Source organism: Streptomyces sp. NPDC001714, assembly GCF_042892755.1.
GTDB lineage: Bacteria > Actinomycetota > Actinomycetes > Streptomycetales > Streptomycetaceae > Streptomyces.
Genome location: NZ_JBIAUL010000015.1, coordinates 273,572 through 290,989 on the forward strand (window position 1 = coordinate 273,572; position 17,418 = coordinate 290,989).

A 17,418-nucleotide genomic window follows, 5' to 3' on the forward strand; every position below is an offset into this window, starting at 1 on the left:
GCGTCTGCGGCGACAAGTCCAGACATACTTCGGCCCTCGCCGGGACTGCCATCCCACTGCGAGGGCCTGATCATCAAGGAAGAAGACCCTTCCCAATGACTGTTCAGCACCCTAGCGCGCCCGCGCCCGCCCAGACCCGGCATTCCCACTCCGGTGTCACCCATGTGAAGGAACGCCTCGAAGGCAACTTCACCGTGATCAGCAACGAACTGCTCCAGCACCCGGAGTTGTCCTCCACGGCGAGGGGTATCGGGAGCTGCATCCAGTCGCTGCCCGAGGGCAGCCCGGTCGGCATCAAGGCGCTCGCCGAGCAGCTGCCCGAGGGCGAGATCAGGATCGCCGCGGCTCTGCGGGAGCTGGAGCGGTACGGGTTCCATCTGCGTACCAAGGAACGTCTTCCGTCGGGCCAGGTCGTGACCCGGACGTTCTCGTACAACAGGCCGCGCCCGGCGGTCGTCGAAGCCGCCCGGGCTCCCGAACCGAAGCCGAAGGCTCCCGTCCCGCCGAGGACGCCGCGGGCTCCCCGCACGGCCGCCGACCTGCTCGCCGGGCTTCGCACGTACGACTCCCGCCTGATTCTCAGCGAACGGGACGTGCTCCGGCTGGCACCGGCCGTCACGCAGTGGCTGGAACGTGGCGTGCCGCCCACAGCCGTCGCACGCGTGCTCACGACCGACCTGCCCCAGGATCCGATCAAGTACCCGGCGGCCTTCCTCGCCCACCGCCTCGCCGGCCAGTTGCCACCTCACCTCCCGGCTCCGGCGGCAGCGCGGGACATTTCCGCACCGCTGCGCCCGGATCCGCTCCAGACGTGCGACGGCTGTGAGCGGGCGTTCCGGTCAGCCCGTCCCGGCCGCTGCCGCGACTGCCGGGCCCGGTCCGAGCGAGCTGCTTGAGCAGCGAGGCCCACACAAGGAAAGGGGCACGTCCTGATGACCTACACGTTCAGGCCCACCGCCAAGGCCCGCATCTTCGCAGGCCACGACGATCTTGCCCGCTGTCCGGGGCTGTCCCTCATGGCGATGGGCGTCGGCTTCCACCTCAGGACGCTGCCCAAGGGCGCCCCCACGAGCGTCCAGGCGCTGGCGGGGCAGCTCGGAGACAGCGAGTTCGAGATCGCCGCCGCCCTCCAGGAACTGCGGGACCGCGGTTTCCTGCCCAAGGCATGACGACCGACTCGGCGAAATCGCGGTTCCCCCACCGGAGCTCACACCTGCGGCTCTGCGGACAGCGGTCGAAAGCCTCGCTCCCGCTCGACTCCCGGCCTTCGCTCAGCACCTCTCCGAGGCCACCACGAACGCGCTCCACGTCCGGAGCCTCGCGCCTGTGCAAGCTTTCGTGGCCTCCTGGGCCGTGTTCGTGGCGATCGAACGATGCCTGGTGCGCGCCGAGCGCCTGCGCGTGCTCGAACGTATCGTGGATGCCGGGGAACAGGATCCGGCCGAGGCCATTGAAGAGATCTGTGTGATCCGAGCGGAGGCTGAGGCGGAGGCCGGGCTGTCTACGGCTGACCCCTCTCTCCCCGTCCGACCTGGCCGAAAGCCGACCACTCGGGACCACACAACCCACACTTCGCATACCTAACTGTCCCCTGAACGGACCGTTCCCGGTCGATTACAGTGCTGTGCGCTCGTATGTACGGACGGTGCCCGTGGGGAGGTCATGGTGGTGAGTGCGACGCTGGGTGCCGTCTGGGGCCGGGTCGAGCAGCAGGACTTCCGGAGCCGGGTGCGCGGGACGCTCCTCGGTACGGCCGTGGGGGACGCGCTCGGCGGGCCCGTGGACGGGCTGACGCTGGAGGAGATACGGGCGGCCTACGGGCCGGAGGGGCTGGTCGATCTCGCGTTCGGGTACGGGCGGCGCGGGACCGTCACCCATCACACGCAGCTGACCCTCTTCACCGTGGACGGGTTGATAAGAGCCCAGGTGCGCAGGGACACGGGAGCCTGGCATCCGCCCACCGACCTGCACCGGGCCTATCTGCGGTGGGCCGCCACCCAGCGGGACTGGGGGCCGGACGAGCGGCGGGCGGAGGACGGGTGGCTGGCGCGGGAGGAGTGGCTGTACGCGCGGCGGGAGCCGACCCGGTCGCTGCTGCTCGGTCTCGGGGACGAGCGGATGGGGACGCTGGAGGCGCCCAAGAACCCGGATGACATGGGGCCCGAGGCCGTCGCCAGATCCGCTCCCTTCGGGCTGCTCGTCGGCTGGGAGCCGCAGCTCGTCGTACAGCTCGCCGTGGAGTGCTCGGCGCAGACGCACGGGCATCCGACCGCCTGTCTGTCGGCCGGCGCGTACGCGGTGATCGTGCACGGACTGGCGCGCGGCGCGTCCCTGGACGGGTCGGTCCAGCAGGCCCTCGCCCTGCTCGCCGCCCGGCCCGGCCACCAGCCCGTCTCCGACGCGCTCCAGCACGCGCTCGGTGCCGTACGGCAGGGCATGCCCACCCCCGCCCGGGTCGAGGAGCTGGCCGGGGACGGGGCGGCGGACGGGATGCTGGCCGCGGCCGTGTACTGCGCGCTCGTGGGGGAGGACGTACGGCACGGGCTGTCTCTCGCCGTCAACCAGGCCGGGCCCTCCGCCGTGGCCGGTGCCCTCACCGGCGGCCTCCTCGGCGCCCTGCACGGCGAGACGGCCCTCCCGCCGGCCTGGGTGGCCGAACTGGAGGGCCGCCAGACCATCCTCGAACTCGCCGACGACTTCGCGATGGAGATGACCCAGGGGCCGGCGCTGCACAGCCCGGTGGGCGCGTCACCGGGGTGGCTCGCGCGGTATCCGCGCTAGGCCTGACCATCTTCCCGGGCACCGGAGTCACCGGCCCGCACCAGCCCTGTCTCGTAGGCGACGACGACGGCCTGGGCGCGGTCCCGCAGTCCCAGCTTGGCGAAGATCCGGGCCACGTGGGACTTCACCGTCGCCTCGCTCAGGGTCAGTTCGGCGGCCAGTTGCGTGTTGGACAGGCCGCGGCCCAGCAGGGTGAGGACCTCCAACTCGCGGGGGGTCAGTGCGGTCAGGTCGGCGTGCACGGCGGGGGCACGGTCGGGCTCGGCGGCGAAGCGTTCCACCAGGCGTCTGGTGATCGACGGGGCGAGCAGGGCGTCGCCCGTGCCGACGAGCCGTACGGCCGCCGCCAGGTGTTCCGGTGTGACGTCCTTGAGGAGGAACCCGCTGGCCCCGGCCGCGAGGGCCGTGTACACGTAGCGGTCCAGGTCGAACGTGGTCAGGATCAGGATCCGGCACTGCGGGAGCTGGTCCAGGACGAGGCGGGTGGCCTCCAGGCCGTCCAGGTTCGGCATCCGGATGTCCATGAGGACGACGTCCGGTCTGAGTCTGCGGGCCGCCGCCACCGCCTCCACGCCGTCCGCCGCCTCGCCCACGACCTCGATGCCGCGGGCGGTGAGGATCAGCCGGAAACCGGTGCGGATCAGGGTCTGGTCATCGGCGATGAGGACCCGGGGGGACGGCCCGGGGCCGTCGGCCGCTGTCACGGGCGGTCCAGGGGGATGCGGGCCCGGACCCGGTAGCCGCCGCCGAGGCGACGCCGGGCGTCCAGGTCCCCGCCGTACACCGCCACCCGCTCCCGCAGGCCGAGCAGTCCGCGGCCCGTGCCGGTGCCGGGGCCGCGTCGCGCCACCGTCCCCGCAGAGCCTGCCGGACCTGCGCCGGTCAGTACGCTCGGGCCGGTGTTCAGGACCTCCACGCGCAGCGCGTGGTCCGCGTAGCGCACGGTCACCTGGGCCATGCCGCCGTCCTCGCCGTGTCTGAGCGCGTTGGTCAGCGCCTCCTGGACGATGCGGTAGGCCGTCACGTCGATGCCCTGGGGCAGCGGGCGCGGCTCGCCGGAGATCCGCACCTCCACGGGCAGCCCGGCGAACGAGATCCGGTCCACCAGCGGGCCGAGCCGGTCGAGGCCGGGCTGGGGTGCCGGTCCGGTGCCGGTGCCCTCGCTCCCCGTGAGTCCGACCAGGTTCTCGTAGTCCGCGTCCTCGCCGGCCTGGGACGGCGCCAGCAGCCCCAGCAGGTGCCGTAGGTCGGTCATCGCTCCGCGTCCGGCGTCCTCCACGGCCCGCAGGGCCGCCGCGGCCTCGTCGGGCATGGTGCCGAGCACCTCGCGGGCGGCGCCCGCCTGGACCACCATGAGGCTCACGTTGTGACTGACGATATCGTGCAACTCCCGTGCGATCCGGTCGCGTTCGGCCGCCACGGCGGCGTCCGCGGCACTCTTCCGCTCCCGTTCCAGAAGCCAGCCGCGGTCTCCTGCGACGGCCTGCCAGCGGCGCCGGGTGCGCAGCAGGGCCACGGTAAGCCAGCCGACGGCCGCGACCGCCACCCCCAGCGCCGCGACCAGCGCGTAAGTTCCCTGCTCCGACACGGGGTTCACTCTCGCAGACCGCCGCCGCGGCCGCATCGGCCCGTGGGACCCGGCCCCTGCATCTCCAGGATGAGATGCCGGCCAGGTGCAGCCCGGAGGCGGATGCCCTGGCGTGCCCTTCCGGCCTAGCGTCCGGTGCATGGTCACTGATGACAGCGGGGGCGAGGCCGTCGTACGACTCGACGGTGTGCGCAAGGAGTACGGCGGGACGACGGCCCTGGACGGGGTGTCGCTGCGGATCCGGGCGGGCGAGGCGGTCGCCGTGATGGGACCCTCCGGGTGCGGCAAGTCCACGCTGCTCAACATGGTTTCCGGCCTCGACCGGCCGACGGACGGCACGGTCGTCGTGCACGGCGAGGACGTCGGGAAGCTCAGCGAGAAGGGCCTCGCGCTGTACCGGCGGCGGCGCATCGGCATGATCTTCCAGTTCTTCAATCTGGTCGACGACCTGACCGCCCTGGACAACGTGGCCCTGGCCGCGCAGCTGACCGGCTCCCCGGCCCGGCAGGCCCGCCGCCGCGCGCTAGAACTCTTCGAGGAACTGGGCATCGCCGACCGGCGCAACGCCTACCCTGCCGTGCTCAGCGGCGGGGAACGGCAACGTGTCGCCGTGGCAAGGGCGTTGATGAACCGGCCCGCCCTGCTGCTGGCCGACGAACCGACCGGCGCCCTGGACAGCCGGGCCGGCGAGCAGGTGATGGACCTGCTGCTCGACCTCAACCAGATCGGCCAGACGCTGATCCTGGTGACCCATGACGAGCACCTCGCGCGGCGCTGCGCCAGCCGGCTGGTCCTGCTCGCCGACGGCCGGGTGGCCGGCGAGCACACCCTGGAGCCGTCCGCATGAGGGCGGTGTGGGCGGCCGCCCGCGCGGCCGTGCGGCGGCGCCGGCTGCAGACCCTCGTCATCTGGCTGGTGACGCTGACCTCGACCGGGGCGATCGTGGTGGCGCTGGGGCTGGTCGACTCGGCGTCCGCGCCGTTCGACCGGGCCTTCGCCAAGGAGCACGGCCCGCATGTCATCGCCGCCTTCGACCCGGCGAAGGTGTCGGACGCGCAGCTGCGGCAGGCCGCCCACGGGGCCGGGGTCGAGGCCGCCGCCGGGCCCTTCGCGCAGGCCGCCGTCGACATACCTGCGGAGGCCAACCGGGAACTCACGGGCGCGGTCACCATCGTGGGCCGTTCCGGTCCCGGGGGGCCGGTGGACCGGGTGGACCTGTGGGCGGGCCGGTGGGCCACCCGGCCGGGCGAGGTGGTCCTGAACCGGCAGCCGGACTGGCGGACCGCGCTCGGCGAAAGGATCCGGCTGCCCTCGGGCACCGTCCTCACCGTCGTCGGCTACGGCTACGAGATGAGCCGGACCGCGGACGCCTGGGTCGCACCGGCCCAGATGCCGGCGCTGCGGCCGACGGCCACCCAGATGCTGTTCCGCTTCACGGACGCCTCGTCCCAGAGCCGGCTGCGCGCGGAACTGTCGACGGTCACCTCGGCACTGCCGAAGGACGCGCTCACCGCCTCCCAGACGTACCTCACCCTCAAACAGCAGATCGGTGCCACGGCCCGGGCCTACGCCCAGTACCTGATGGCCTTCGGCCTCCTCGGCGTCCTCGTGGCCGTGCTCATCGTGGCCAACGTGGTGAGCGGCGCGGTGATCTCCGGCTTCCGGCACATCGGGATCCTCAAGGCCCTGGGGTTCACCCCCGGTCAGGTGGTCGCCGTCTACCTCACCATGGTCTCCGTGCCCGCGGTCGTGGGCTGTGCTCTCGGCACCCTGGTCGGGAACGTCCTCGCGCGGCCCTTCCTGCGGTTCGTGTTCACGGGACCCGACGCGGGGATGCTCCACCGCAGCGTCGGCATCGCGCCCTGGGTGAACGTCGTCGCCCTGCTCGGGATGCCCGCCGTCTGCATGGCCGCCGCGCTCGTCCCCGCGTCGCGCGCGCACCGGCTGTCCGCTGCGCGGGCGATCAGCGCGGGCACCGCCCCGCGTGCCGGGCGGGCACTGCGACTCCAGCGTGCGCTGGCCGGCACCAGGCTGCCCCGGTCGGTGAGCCTGGGGGCGGGCCTGCCGTTCGCCCGGCCGGGGCGCAGCGGTCTGACCCTGGCCGCCGTGGTCCTGGGGGTGGCCACGGTGACCTTCGCGACCGGCCTGGCCACGACGATGACCAGGTTCGGGGAGAGCGGCCGCGACTACGACGTGACGGTGTACGTGGGCCGGGTCAGCCACGGCAGGGTCGTGGAGGCCGAGCACGGGGAGAGTCAACTCGAGGCGATGTTCCGGGCGTTGCCTGGCGCGAGCAAGGTCACCGCGCGGGGGGACGTCGAGGCGCACCTCGTCGGCTCCGTGCAGCCGGTGATGTTCGAGGGCCGTCGCGGTGACCTGCCGCGGCTGGGCGACGTGCTCACCGACGGCAGGTGGAACCACGGCAGCGGAGAGGTGGTGGCCTCGTCGGCGTTCCTGCACCGGCACGGCCTGCGCGTCGGCGACCGGATCACGGTGGAGAAGGGCGACCGCCGGGAACGGGTGACCGTCGTCGGCGAGACCATGGAGACCGACGGCCGGCTGCTCGTCGGGGACTGGGGGGCGTTCACGGCGCTCGCCGCGGGGGAGAAGCCCATCGCCTACCACGTGAAGCTCCGTGACGGTGCCGACCCGGCCGCCTACGCACGGGCGGCCCGAGCCCTGGACCCCGGTCTCGATCCGGAGGTGAGCGGGTCCAGCAGCAGCGCCGAGACGATCACCGGCTCCGCGACGCTCCTCACCGCCATGCTCGCCGTGGTGGCCGCGCTGGGCGTGTTCAACACGGTCGTCCTCGACACCCGTGACCGCCGCCGGGTCCTGGGCATGCTCAAGTCCATCGGCATGACGCCACGCCAGGTCACGGTGATGACGGTGACCTCGATGGGGATCCTGGGGGTGATCGGCTCCGTGCTCGGCGTCCCGCTGGGCATCGCGGGCTACGACCTGGTGGTGCCGCGCATGGCGGCCGCGGTGGACATCGTCCTGCCCCACTTCATGACGGACGTCTGGCAGGCCGGCGTCCTGGCCCTGCTGGCCCTGTCGGGCCTCGCGATCGCGGTGCTGGGGGCGTACCTCCCGGCCCGGGGCGCGGCACGGCTGACGGTGGCGGAGGCGCTGCACAACGAGTGAGGCGGCGGCGCCCGGTGGGCCGTACACATGACCGAGCGCTCTGCTGGAAGTTCCGCGATGTGTCGTCTGCGGTCTGCGGTCTGCGGTCTGCGGTACTGCCGTCTGCCGTCTGCCGTCTGCGGCGCCGTTGTGGCCGGTCGCGCCCACGCGGCGGAGCCGCACATTGATGGAGCCCCGCGCCCCTACGGGGCGCTGACTCGGCCCGCCACGGGGGCGGGCCGAGTCGTGTGCTCCCTGTGCCGGTTGCCGTCGGTCAGTCCTTGACCGGTGACTCCAGGGCGTCGCCGCCGCCCGCCGGAGCCTGCGCCGGAACCGGGACCGAAGCGGTCGCGCCGTCCCCGTCCGTGTTCACGCTCTCGATGATCGCGAGGCGGTCCGGGGTGTCCTCCGGCTTCAGGTAGCCGATGAGGATGTAGAGGACCAGGGAGACGGCCAGCGGGACCGAGACCTGGTACTGGAGCGGGACCCCGCCGTCGACGTTCCAGTTGATCGGGTAGTTGACCAGCCAGAAGGCGAACAGGCCCGCCGCCCAGCTGGTGAGCGCGGCCGTCGGGCCGGAGCGGCGGAAGGGGCGGAGCAGGCCCAGCATCATCGGGATCGCGATCGGGCCCATCAGACCGGCCACCCACTTGATGACCACGGTGATGATGTCCTTGAAGGTGGGGGAGTTGATCTGGGTGGCCACCGTCATGGACAGGCCGAGGAAGACGACCGTGGTGATGCGGGCCGCGATCAGGCCCGAGCGTTCGTTCCAGGCCCGTGCCCGCTGGGAGAGGACCGGGGCCACGTCACGGGTGAAGACGGCCGCGATCGCGTTGGCGTCGGAGGAGCACATCGCCATCGTGTGGGAGAAGAAGCCGACGATGACCAGGCCCAGCAGACCGTGCGGGAGGAGCTGTTCGGTCATCAGGCCGTAGGAGTCGGAGCCGTCCGGCTTCTGGGCGTGGACCAGGAGGGGCGACATCCACATGGGGAAGAACAGGACCACCGGCCAGACCAGCCAGAGGGCGGCGGACAGGCGGGCGCCGCGCTCGGCCTCCTTCGGACTGGCCGTCGCCATGTAGCGCTGGGCCTGGTTGAGCATGCCGCCGTTGTACTCGAAGAGCTTGATGAAGAGGAAGGCGAGCAGGAAGACCGTGCCGTAGGGGCCGACCAGTGGCTTGCCGTGGCCGTGCAGGGCCGGCTGGTCGAAGGCGTCGAAGATGCCGATGCCCTTGTCGTTCAGCTTCAGGACGACGGCGACGAACATCGAGATGCCGGCCAGCAACTGGATGACGAACTGGCCGAGTTCCGTGAGGGCGTCCGCCCACAGGCCGCCGATCGTGCAGTAGACGGCGGTGATCGCGCCGGTGATCAGGATGCCCTGGTTCAGGGTCACCCCGGTGAAGACGGACAGCAGGGTGGCGATCGCCGCCCACTTCGCGGCCACGTCCACGATCTTCAGCAGCATGCCGGACCAGGCCAGCGCCTGCTGGGTGGAGAGGTTGTACCGGTTCTTCAGGTACTCCAGCGGGGACGCCACGTGCAGGCGGGAGCGGAGGCGGTTGATGCGCGGGGCGAAGAGTTTGGAGCCGATCGCGATGCCGAGCGCGATCGGGAAGGACCAGGTGACGAAGGACGTCACGCCGTAGGTGTAGGCGATGCCCGCGTACCCGGTGAACATCACCGCGCTGTAGCCCGACATGTGGTGCGAGATGCCGGACAGCCACCAGGGCATCTTGCCGCCCGCGGTGAAGAAGTCACTGACGTTGTCCACGCGTTTGTGCGACCAGACGCCGATCGCGACCATCACACCGAAGTAGCCGATGAGCACGGCCCAGTCGAGCCCGTTCATGCGCCCCCCTTTCAGGGTCCGCCTACTGAACTCCGCTCAGCTGGCTGGCACTTCGCATAAGCGGAGCGGGGACGGGGAAGGCCGCGAAGTGCCCGCTCATCGTGGGTTCCTTTACGAGGGCACGACAAGCGGGCGTAAGGTCAAGGCGAAGTAAAATCGTTCGTCTTGCTGACCTTGGTTCATGAGTATGAACAGGATGGCCGTCCGGACATGGTCCCTCAGTGCATCAGCTCCCCCGCGTTGACCAGGAGCGACTGGCCCGTGATGGCCCGCGCCCGGTCCGACGCCAGGAACACCGCCGCGTCCGCCACGTCCCCGTCCGTCGCCAGCTCCGGCAGCGCCATCCGCCCGGTCAGCCGGCCCAGCACCTCGTCCTCCGGCACCCCCTCCGTGTGCGCGGTGAACTGGACGTAGGCCTGCACCGGCGGCCCCCACATCCAGCCCGGCAGCACGGTGTTGACCCGGATCCTGTGCGGCCCCAGCTCCCGCGCCAGCGAGTACATCGCGCTGGTCAGGGCCCCCTTGGAGGCGGCGTACGCGGCCTGCTTCACCTGGGAGGGCGCGGCGACGGCGGACTGGGTGCCGATGAAGACGACCGAGCCGCCCCCCGCGGCCTTCAGCCCCGGCAGGCACGCCCGGGTCATCCGCAGCGTCCCCAGCAGGTTCACGTCGATCACCGAGGCCCAGGTCGCGAAGTCGGCGTCCTCGACCCCGCCGAAGTAGGAGTCCCAGGCGGCGACATGGACCACCGCGTCGATCCCGCCGAACCGCTCGCCGGCCAGCGTTGCCAGCGCCTCGCACTGGCCCTCGTCGGTGATGTCGGTGGGCAGGTACGCGGTCCGGGTGCCCTCCGGATCGATCCCGGCCGCGCTCTTCGCGAGGTTCGCCTCGGTCCGTGCACCCAGTACCGCGTTCCCGCCGTCCCGTACGACGGCCGCGGCGACCTGGTGCCCGAGCCCGGCGCCGACTCCCGAGACGACGACGGTCTTGCCCGTGAGCAGCGACATCGATGACCTCCGGTTCACGCACCTGTGTCTGACGGACCGTCAGGGTAAGGGCGGGGGCGGGAGGGTGGAAGAGGGCCGGGGCGGCGGGGCCGTAACGGCGACGGCTCCGCCCTGGGGGCGGAGCCGTCGGATGTTCGGGTGGCCTCGGGAGAGGCTCAGGACTTGCGGGTCCGGCGGGTGGCGAAGAGCGTGCCGGCACCGAGCGCGATCACCAGGGCGGCGCCGCCGGCGATCAGGGGCGTCGAGGAACTGGCGCCGGTCTCGGCCAGCGGCGGGGTGCTGGTGCTGGGGGAGGGCGCCGGGGTGGTGGGCGGCGGCGTCTTCATCGGGGGCACGTGGGACGTGGTGGGCGGGGTGGAGGAGGAGGCCGGCGGGGTGGAGGACGCGGGGGTGGAGGGCGTCGGGGTGGCCGGTGCGGAGGTCTCCGGGGCGGGCGGCTGGCTGGCCGGTGTCGACGCGGAGGGCGTGGGCGAATCCGGCTGGTCGGGGGTGCACGGCTTGTCGCCGCCGTTCCAGGCGGCTATGAGGTGGTACGGGGTGACGACGTTGCCGGGCTCGTAGGGTGCGGGGCCGTGCCCGTCCCCCGACTTGCCGTCGTAGACGACGTCGTCGCCGTACAGGTCGATCTGCCCGTAGCAGTCGGGGCTCTTCACGGCCAGCTTCTGCCAGGTCCGCTTGGCGTCGTCGCTGCCCGCGACGTCGTCGGCGGTGAGGTACACCGTGGCGTGGTCGACGAGCGTCTGGTGGCCGGAGGTGTACCAGTTGGAGCCCTCGGTGGTGTATTCGGCCAGCGACACGGGGTACGTGCAGCCGGCGCCGACGTTCTGCCCGGGGGCGAGACGCACCTCGACCGTGCCGGGGGCGGAGTCCCACTGGTGGAAGCCGCCCTGGGAGGTCCAGTCGGCACCGACCGGGTTTCCGTCGGCGTCGACGATGCGGTACTGCACGGTGGCCGTCTGGCAGTCACTCGCGGTGGTGGCGCTCGCGGTCGTGGCCCCGGCGAGGGGCGCGGCGGCGAGGAAGGCCGTCGCGGCGAGGGTGGCCGACGTTCTGGAGCGTGAGAAGCGCGTCACGGTGTGCCCTTGCGGAAACTAGGTGTGGGAGGTGGTCGTGCGTGAGGGGTGCGCACAGGCCAACGGAAGACGGCGTGGCCCGACCCCGCGTCACTGCACTCGCTCTGGTCACAGCGAGGCGACTCGCATTCTCGCCAGCTCCGACAAGGCGCGTCAATTTCCTGCCAGTTAAACAATATCTTCACAACGTCGACCGGCCCGGCCCCGGAGAGGTCATCGCAACTCCTCCACGTAGCGGTCCGTCCCCGGCACCGTGGGGACAAACGGTGCGACGAACTGCATTTCACCCAGCCCCGAAGCCGTCACCGCCGTGTCCAGGTGCGCGAAGTGCTCGCGCCAGCCGTCTCGGGGGTCGCGGTCGAGGAACCACAGGAGGGTCAGCCGGGTTCCGACCCCCTCGACCTGCTTGACGTAGGTCATGCGGTCCAGGGGCAGGGGCGTCGGCGTGAAGAGGGTCACCATGGCCGCCGGGGAGCCCGCCAGCCGTTTCGGGAGGTGGTCGTCGCGCAGCCAGGCGAGCAGTGCCGTGCGCCTGTCGGGGGAGTCGGTGTCGATGACCTGGACGACGAGACCGGCGTAGGGGTGGTCGAGGGCGTGGATGTCGCGAGGGCCCTGGTCGCCGTCGCGGTAGACCGTCGCCGCGTGGTCCTGGAAGGCCGTGAAGACATGCGTACGGTCCTGGAAGACGCGGTGGTCGCGGTTGAGGCGTTTGTTGATGCCGACGGTCCATCGCATGTGGTCCGCGTAGCGACCGGCGGTCATCCAGTAGACGGATATGTAGCAGCCGGCCGTCACCGGCTGTGCCACGGCGGACTTCTCGGGGTAGCGCAGCAGTTGCAGGTCCCGGGTGGCGACCCAGCGGCGTCCCGCGTACATCCACGGCATGGCCATCGCGCCGGCGATGAAGTGGTCGTCCTCGTACCAGCGGTTGTACGCGCGCTCGCGGCCGGGATGCGGCTCGACCATGGTGATGAGCGCGTGCCCGAGGTCGGCTCCGTAGGGGCCGACGGCGGCCAGTTCGGCGTACAGGTCGCTGCGGGTCTCGTCTGCTTGCGTCGTGTCGTCTGCCATGGGTCCGGTTTAGCTGACGATGTGTCAGGTACGGAAGAGGAGAGACGCGAACCGGCCGCCTCGCCGGCCGAGTTCGGACATCCGGGGCCGGGACATCGCGCAGTACCCGCCGGGTTTCCACTGCGTGGTGGTGCCGGGGCGGGGCCGTGCCCCCATACAGGAATGACCGACACAACCGCAGCGACGACCACCGTTCCTGCCGTTCCGGCGCGCGACCGCACCACCTGGGCGGAGCTCTTCTTCGACCTGGTCCTCGCGTTCGGCGTGGGCCAGGTCGCCCACCCGGTGGCCGTGCACCCGAGCTGGCCGGTGCTGGGCGCATGCCTGCTCGTGCTGGTCCCGCTCTGGTGGGCCTGGGTGGACGTGGTCATGGCGATGAACGCCGTACTGGAGACCAACCTCCAGCGGGTGTTCCTGCTGCTGACCGCGCTCGCCGTCTACGGCATGGCGGTGGCCGCCCCGCTCGCCCTGGAGGACCGGGAGGCGGCCCTGCTGTACTCCGGGAGCTACCTCGCCCTGCGCCTGCTGATCGGGGAGGCGATCCGCAAGGAGTGCGCCCTCTACACCATCCACCCCTACCGGGCCGGACTCGCCTTCGCCCTGGTCCTGTTCGCCTGCGCAACCGTTCCGGCGCCCTGGCGCGAGGTCTGCTGGGCCTGCGCCGTCGTCGCCGAGATCGCCGCGCCCGTCGTACTCAGCGGCCATCTGCGCCAGTTGGCGTTCGGAGTCAACCATCTGCCCGAGCGCTTCGGCCTGTTCGTGATGATCGCCCTCGGCGAGAACGTCTTCGCCGTCGGCGCCGGCGCCGCGCACGGCTCGCTCGCCCCGGCCGAACTGGTCGCCCTCGTCCTCGCCTTCCTGGTCGGCTGCGCCCTGTGGTGGCTCTACTTCCACCTGGTGGCCTCGGCCGTCGCACACGCCCTGCGCACCCATCCGACCCCGTCGGTCGTCGTCCGCGACGTGCTCAGCTACGGCCATCTGGTGCTGGTCGTCGGCCTGTTGCTGGTCTCCGTCGGCGCCACCCGCACCGTCCGCCACCCGCTGGACACCCCGGACGGGCTGAGCGCCGCCCTGCTGCCGTCCGGTGCCGCCCTCTTCGTGCTGGCGTTCTGCTACACCCGGCGCCGCATGTTCGGCGCCGCGTCCGCCACCCGGTTCTACGGCGGCCTCGCCCTGCTCGTCCTCGCCCTCCCGGCCTGGCGGCTGCCGGGCATGGCCACGCTCGCCGTCACCACCGTGCTTCTCCTGCTGGTCAACGCGGTGGAGCACTGGCTGATCAGCTCCGGGCGCCAGGTGCCGCTGATCCTGCGGAACCGGGCGTTCGGGACGGCCTGACGGCGGTCGGGCGACGGCCGGCGACGACCTGACGTAGTAGGCCGACGGACCTGGGGGAGTGCCGGAGGGCCTTCCGGAGCGGCCTCGGCGGGACGCGGAGCGTTCCTAGGTTCGCTGTATGGAACCTTCCGGCTCCCGCCCTCCCGGTACCGATGACGAAGAGGAAGAGGAGGTGGCTTGATGCCGTCCCGCAGCGCCTTACCCGCCCTGCTCTCCCTGTCCCTGGGCTACTTCAGCCTCGGGACGATCTCGCTGGCGGTCGTCGGCCTGAACGGCCCGATCGGCGACGACCTGCACGTGCAGCCGGCCACGGTGGGCATCCTGGTCACCGTCTTCGCGCTGACCTTCGCGGTCTGCGCGCCCACCGCCCCCATCCTGCTGCGCCGGTGGAACCGCAAGCGGGTGCTGCTCGTCGGCGTCGGCCTGCTCACCGTCGGCGCGGCCCTCGGCGCCGTCGCACCGAACTACGGCTTCCTCACCGTCACCCGGGTGCTCGGCGCGATGGGGGCCGCGGTCTTCGGGCCCGGCGCCTCGGCGGCCGGGGCGCTGATCGTGCCGCCCGAGCGCCGGCAGCGGGCCCTCGCCACGGTGTTCGGCGGGATGACGGCCGCCGCGGTGCTCGGCGTGCCGCTGGCCTCGTTCCTCGGCGGATCGCTGGGCTGGCGGCCTGCCCTGCTCGGCGTGGCCGCGCTGTCGGCGCTCTCCTTCGTGGCGGTCCTGGTGTTCGTCCCGGAGATCCCGGCCGGCGAACCGCCGACGGTCGGCGCCTACCGCGAGGCGATGCGCACCCCGGCCACGGCCGCCACGGTCACCACGACCCTGCTGTTCATGGCCGCCCAGTTCACCGTCTACGGCATCGCGGGCGCCTACCTGAAGGACCGCTTCGGCGCGTCCAGCGGGCTGATCTCGCTGACCCTGCTCGCCTTCGGTGTCATCGGGGTGGCGGGCAACGCCTGCGCGCCGCGGATCGCCGAGCGGCTGGGCGGCGGGCGCACGGTGAGCGTCGCCGTGCTCGGCCTCGCGCTCGGCTTCGTGCTGCTGCTGGTCGCCCCGCACTCCGCGCCCGGGGTCGTCTTCTTCGCGTTCTGGGCGTTCTTCAGCCAGCTGTACCAGGCGCCGCAGCAGGCCCGGCTGGTGGAGCTGGTGCCGCTGCAGCCGGGGCTGATCCTCGCGATGAACGCCGCGGCGCTGTACCTGGGGATGAGCCTGGGCAGTTTCATCGGCAGCTCGCTGCTGCCTGGCCTGGGCGCCGGGCCCATTCCGTGGGCGGCGCTGGGGGTCCTCGTGCTGGCCGGGCTGGCCCATCTGTCCTCGGTTCGGCAGGTCGCGTCGGCGGCGGCCGGTGCGGAGCGGTCTGCGACCCCTGTACACACCGGCCGGTAGTGCCGCGATGCCTCGTCGGTCGGCTGCGGCGCCGTCGTGGCTGGTCGCGCAGTTCCCCGCGCCCCTTACGGGGCGCTATCCCCCCCAGTAATTCAAGGAGAACCCATGAGCAACCACCAGGTGAACTTCGTTCGGGAGTACATCGAGACCGTCTGGAACCAGGGGCGGACCGAGCTGGCCGACAAGTACCTGGCCGAGGACCTCATCCAGCACAACCCGAACCTGCCCGACGGGCGGGCCCCGCTGGTCGAGTTCGTGGACGGCTTCCACAAGCAGTACCCGCGGGCCCGGTTCGAGATCCGGCGTGCGGCCGGGTCGGGAGACCTGGTCTTCCTGCACACCCGGTTCCGCGGCGACCCGGACGACCGCGGCATGGTCGTCGTGGAGGTCTTCCGGATCGACGAGGGGCTGATCGTCGAGCACTGGGACGTCCGCGACGAGATCCCCGAGACCACCGTCAGCGGACACGAGGTCGTCTGACGGTCCCGTTCGCCGCCGCCCGGGAGGCTCCGTGCCTCCCGGGCGGCAGCCGTTTTCCAACGATTGGGAGAGACCTGTGACACGACAGCAGCAGCCGGACCGGCGGCCCGCCGCCGGCCTCACCCGGCGCGGACTCCTCGGCTCGGCGGCCGCCGCGGGGGCCGGTGCGGCCCTCCTCCCGGCCCCCGCCCGCGCCGCGGAGGCGGGGGCAGCGGCCGGCACCCCCGCCGCGGTCACCGTCGGCGCCTCCGACGCCCGCTATCTCGACCTCACCTCGCGCGGCTACAACGCCAGATTCACCGCCGCCCCCGACTCCGTGCGGCTCGTGCACAGCACGGAGCAGGTGGTGGCCGTCGTCCAGGAGGCGGTGCGCGGCGGGAGACGCATCGGGGTGCGCGGCGGCGGGCACTGCCTGGACGGGCTCGTCGACGACCCGGACGTACGCATACTCGTCGACATGTCCGAGATGGACGCCGTCCGGTACGACCCCGCCCGCCGGGCGTTCCTCGTCGAGGGCGGCGCGACCCTCGGCCACGTCTACCGGACCCTGTACCTGGAGTGGGGCGTGGCCCTGCCGGGCGGCACCTGCCCGACCGTCGGGGTCGGCGGGCACGTCACCGGCGGCGGGTACGGCGCGATGTGCCGGCAGCACGGCACCGTCGTGGACCACCTGTACGCCGTCGAGGTGGTGACCGTCGACGCCTCCGGCACCGCCCGCGCGGTGGTCGCCACCCGGGAGCCGGACGACCCGCACCGCGAGCTGTGGTGGGCGCACACCGGCGGGGGCGGCGGCACCTACGGCATCGTCACCCGCTACTGGTTCCGCTCCCCGGACGCCACCGGCACCGACCCCGCCGGCCTGCTGCCCAGGCCGCCGAAGACGCTCCTGAAGTCCACGGTCACCATCAAGTGGAGCGACCTGACCGAGGCGGCCTTCACCGCGCTGATCGCGGACCACGGCGCCTGGCACGCCCGCAACAGCGTCGCCGGTTCCGCCTACGACAGCCTGCACAGCGTGCTCATCCTCTACAACCGGGTGCAGGGCAGCATCGTGCTCAACTCGCAGATCGACGGGACTCTTCCGGACGCGGCCGCGCTCCTCGACGCATACGTCACGGCGGTGGCCGACGGCATCGGGGCGCCGTACAGCGAGGTGCGCTCCTCCTGGCCGTGGCTGAAGACGACGCTCAAGGACCCCTACGACACCGGCCTGTACAACCGGACCAAGTCCAAGGGCGCCTACCTGCGCAGAGGCTGGTCCGCCACGCAGGCCTCGACGCTCTACGGCTACCTCTCCGACGCCGGCTACGACGGGCACGCCGGGATCCTGCTCTACTCCTACGGCGGCAAGGTCAACACCGTCGCGTCCTCGGCCACCGCGCTGGCCCAGCGGGACTCGGTCCTCAAGGCCAACTTCACCACGTACTGGCCCGACGCGGCCTCCGACGACCGGCACGTCACCTGGATGCGCACCCTCTACCGGGACCTGTACGCGGCCACCGGCGGGGTGCCCGTGCCGGACGACACCAACGACGGCTCGTACATCAACTACCCGGACACCGACCTCGCCGACCCGGCCTGGAACACCTCGGGGGTGCCCTGGCAGAGCCTCTACTTCAAGGACAACCTGCCCCGGCTGCGAGCGGTGAAGGCGGCCTGGGACCCGCACAACGTCTTCCACCACCGGCTGTCCGTCACGGCGCCCTAGCCGGAGGGGAA

The 17,418-nt window shown here is 72.0% G+C and carries 15 protein-coding genes; 9 read left to right on the forward strand and 6 right to left on the reverse strand.

Features of this window, described 5'->3' with window-relative positions; all coding sequences use genetic code 11:
• The first annotated feature begins 95 nt into the window (after window positions 1–95).
• From ACFY0P_RS34835 to ACFY0P_RS34845, 3 genes are all read left to right on the forward strand, one after another.
• Window positions 96–896 (forward strand): helix-turn-helix domain-containing protein, encoded by an 801-nt coding sequence (locus ACFY0P_RS34835; protein ID WP_388922362.1) that lies wholly within the window; start codon window positions 96–98, stop codon window positions 894–896.
• 36 nt (window positions 897–932) lie between these two features.
• Entirely contained in the window at window positions 933–1,169 is a 237-nt protein-coding gene (locus ACFY0P_RS34840; RefSeq protein WP_388922365.1) for a hypothetical protein, read from the forward strand.
• Window positions 1,170–1,668: 499 nt separating this feature from the next.
• Entirely contained in the window at window positions 1,669–2,781 is a 1,113-nt protein-coding gene (locus ACFY0P_RS34845) for an ADP-ribosylglycohydrolase family protein (RefSeq protein WP_388922368.1), read from the forward strand.
• Here ACFY0P_RS34845 and ACFY0P_RS34850 read toward each other — a convergent pair.
• Together ACFY0P_RS34850 and ACFY0P_RS34855 are read right to left on the reverse strand one after the other, a co-directional pair.
• Window positions 2,778–3,485, reverse strand: coding sequence for a response regulator (locus ACFY0P_RS34850; protein ID WP_388922371.1), 708 nt, complete (start codon window positions 3,483–3,485; stop codon window positions 2,778–2,780). The two genes, ACFY0P_RS34845 and ACFY0P_RS34850, sit on opposite strands and share 4 nt — an antisense overlap.
• The gene (locus ACFY0P_RS34855; protein ID WP_388922374.1) at window positions 3,482–4,369 is read right to left on the reverse strand and encodes a sensor histidine kinase; all 888 of its coding nucleotides are present in this window, start codon (window positions 4,367–4,369) and stop codon (window positions 3,482–3,484) included. Before ACFY0P_RS34855 ends, ACFY0P_RS34850 begins: the two co-directional genes overlap by 4 nt.
• A gap of 139 nt (window positions 4,370–4,508) precedes the next feature.
• On the opposite strand from ACFY0P_RS34855, the gene ACFY0P_RS34860 reads away from it, so the two are divergent.
• Window positions 4,509–5,216 (forward strand): ABC transporter ATP-binding protein, encoded by a 708-nt coding sequence (locus tag ACFY0P_RS34860; RefSeq protein WP_388922377.1) that lies wholly within the window; start codon window positions 4,509–4,511, stop codon window positions 5,214–5,216.
• Window positions 5,213–7,516: an FtsX-like permease family protein gene (locus ACFY0P_RS34865; protein WP_388922380.1), complete on the forward strand. Its 2,304-nt coding sequence runs from the start codon at window positions 5,213–5,215 to the stop codon at window positions 7,514–7,516. The genes ACFY0P_RS34860 and ACFY0P_RS34865 overlap by 4 nt, the downstream gene beginning before the upstream one ends.
• 253 nt (window positions 7,517–7,769) lie before the next feature.
• Here the strand turns inward: ACFY0P_RS34865 and ACFY0P_RS34870 are convergent, their stop codons facing one another.
• From ACFY0P_RS34870 to ACFY0P_RS34885, 4 genes are all read right to left on the reverse strand, one after another.
• Window positions 7,770–9,350 (reverse strand): sodium:solute symporter family protein, encoded by a 1,581-nt coding sequence (locus ACFY0P_RS34870; protein WP_388922383.1) that lies wholly within the window; start codon window positions 9,348–9,350, stop codon window positions 7,770–7,772.
• Window positions 9,351–9,568: 218 nt separating this feature from the next.
• Entirely contained in the window at window positions 9,569–10,357 is a 789-nt protein-coding gene (locus ACFY0P_RS34875) for an SDR family oxidoreductase (protein ID WP_388922385.1), read from the reverse strand.
• Window positions 10,358–10,512: 155 nt separating this feature from the next.
• Window positions 10,513–11,430: an LAETG motif-containing sortase-dependent surface protein gene (locus ACFY0P_RS34880; protein ID WP_388922388.1), complete on the reverse strand. Its 918-nt coding sequence runs from the start codon at window positions 11,428–11,430 to the stop codon at window positions 10,513–10,515.
• Between the two features lie 213 nt (window positions 11,431–11,643).
• Complete coding sequence (locus ACFY0P_RS34885) at window positions 11,644–12,501, reverse strand: hypothetical protein (protein WP_388922391.1); 858 nt, start codon at window positions 12,499–12,501, stop codon at window positions 11,644–11,646.
• Window positions 12,502–12,663: 162 nt separating this feature from the next.
• On the opposite strand from ACFY0P_RS34885, the gene ACFY0P_RS34890 reads away from it, so the two are divergent.
• The 4 genes from ACFY0P_RS34890 (at window position 12,664) to ACFY0P_RS34905 (ending at window position 17,407) form a co-directional block, all read left to right on the forward strand.
• On the forward strand, window positions 12,664–13,836 hold the full coding sequence (locus tag ACFY0P_RS34890) for a low temperature requirement protein A (RefSeq protein ID WP_388922393.1): 1,173 nt from the start codon (window positions 12,664–12,666) through the stop codon (window positions 13,834–13,836).
• A gap of 180 nt (window positions 13,837–14,016) precedes the next feature.
• A complete protein-coding gene (locus tag ACFY0P_RS34895; protein ID WP_388922396.1) occupies window positions 14,017–15,219 on the forward strand; it encodes an MFS transporter in 1,203 nt (400 codons plus the stop codon).
• A 105-nt stretch (window positions 15,220–15,324) separates the two neighbouring features.
• Window positions 15,325–15,699 carry a nuclear transport factor 2 family protein gene (locus ACFY0P_RS34900; RefSeq protein ID WP_388922399.1) on the forward strand — a complete coding sequence of 125 codons (375 nt, stop codon included), beginning with the start codon at window positions 15,325–15,327 and terminating at the stop codon, window positions 15,697–15,699.
• 76 nt (window positions 15,700–15,775) lie between these two features.
• A complete protein-coding gene (locus ACFY0P_RS34905; protein WP_388922402.1) occupies window positions 15,776–17,407 on the forward strand; it encodes an FAD-binding protein in 1,632 nt (543 codons plus the stop codon).
• Window positions 17,408–17,418 lie beyond the last annotated feature (11 nt).

Excerpts from the sequence above, each read along its gene's own strand:
- ACFY0P_RS34835 (WP_388922362.1), top strand. The coding sequence starts at position 96 with ATGACTGTTCAGCACCCTAGCGCGCCCGCGCCCGCCCAGACCCGGCAT.
- ACFY0P_RS34840 (WP_388922365.1), top strand. The coding sequence starts at position 933 with ATGACCTACACGTTCAGGCCCACCGCCAAGGCCCGCATCTTCGCAGGC.
- ACFY0P_RS34860 (WP_388922377.1), top strand. The coding sequence starts at position 4,509 with ATGGTCACTGATGACAGCGGGGGCGAGGCCGTCGTACGACTCGACGGT.
- ACFY0P_RS34865 (WP_388922380.1), top strand. The coding sequence starts at position 5,213 with ATGAGGGCGGTGTGGGCGGCCGCCCGCGCGGCCGTGCGGCGGCGCCGG.
- ACFY0P_RS34870 (WP_388922383.1), bottom strand. The coding sequence starts at position 9,350 with ATGAACGGGCTCGACTGGGCCGTGCTCATCGGCTACTTCGGTGTGATG.
- ACFY0P_RS34875 (WP_388922385.1), bottom strand. The coding sequence starts at position 10,357 with ATGTCGCTGCTCACGGGCAAGACCGTCGTCGTCTCGGGAGTCGGCGCC.
- ACFY0P_RS34885 (WP_388922391.1), bottom strand. The coding sequence starts at position 12,501 with ATGGCAGACGACACGACGCAAGCAGACGAGACCCGCAGCGACCTGTAC.
- ACFY0P_RS34890 (WP_388922393.1), top strand. The coding sequence starts at position 12,664 with ATGACCGACACAACCGCAGCGACGACCACCGTTCCTGCCGTTCCGGCG.
- ACFY0P_RS34895 (WP_388922396.1), top strand. The coding sequence starts at position 14,017 with ATGCCGTCCCGCAGCGCCTTACCCGCCCTGCTCTCCCTGTCCCTGGGC.
- ACFY0P_RS34900 (WP_388922399.1), top strand. The coding sequence starts at position 15,325 with ATGAGCAACCACCAGGTGAACTTCGTTCGGGAGTACATCGAGACCGTC.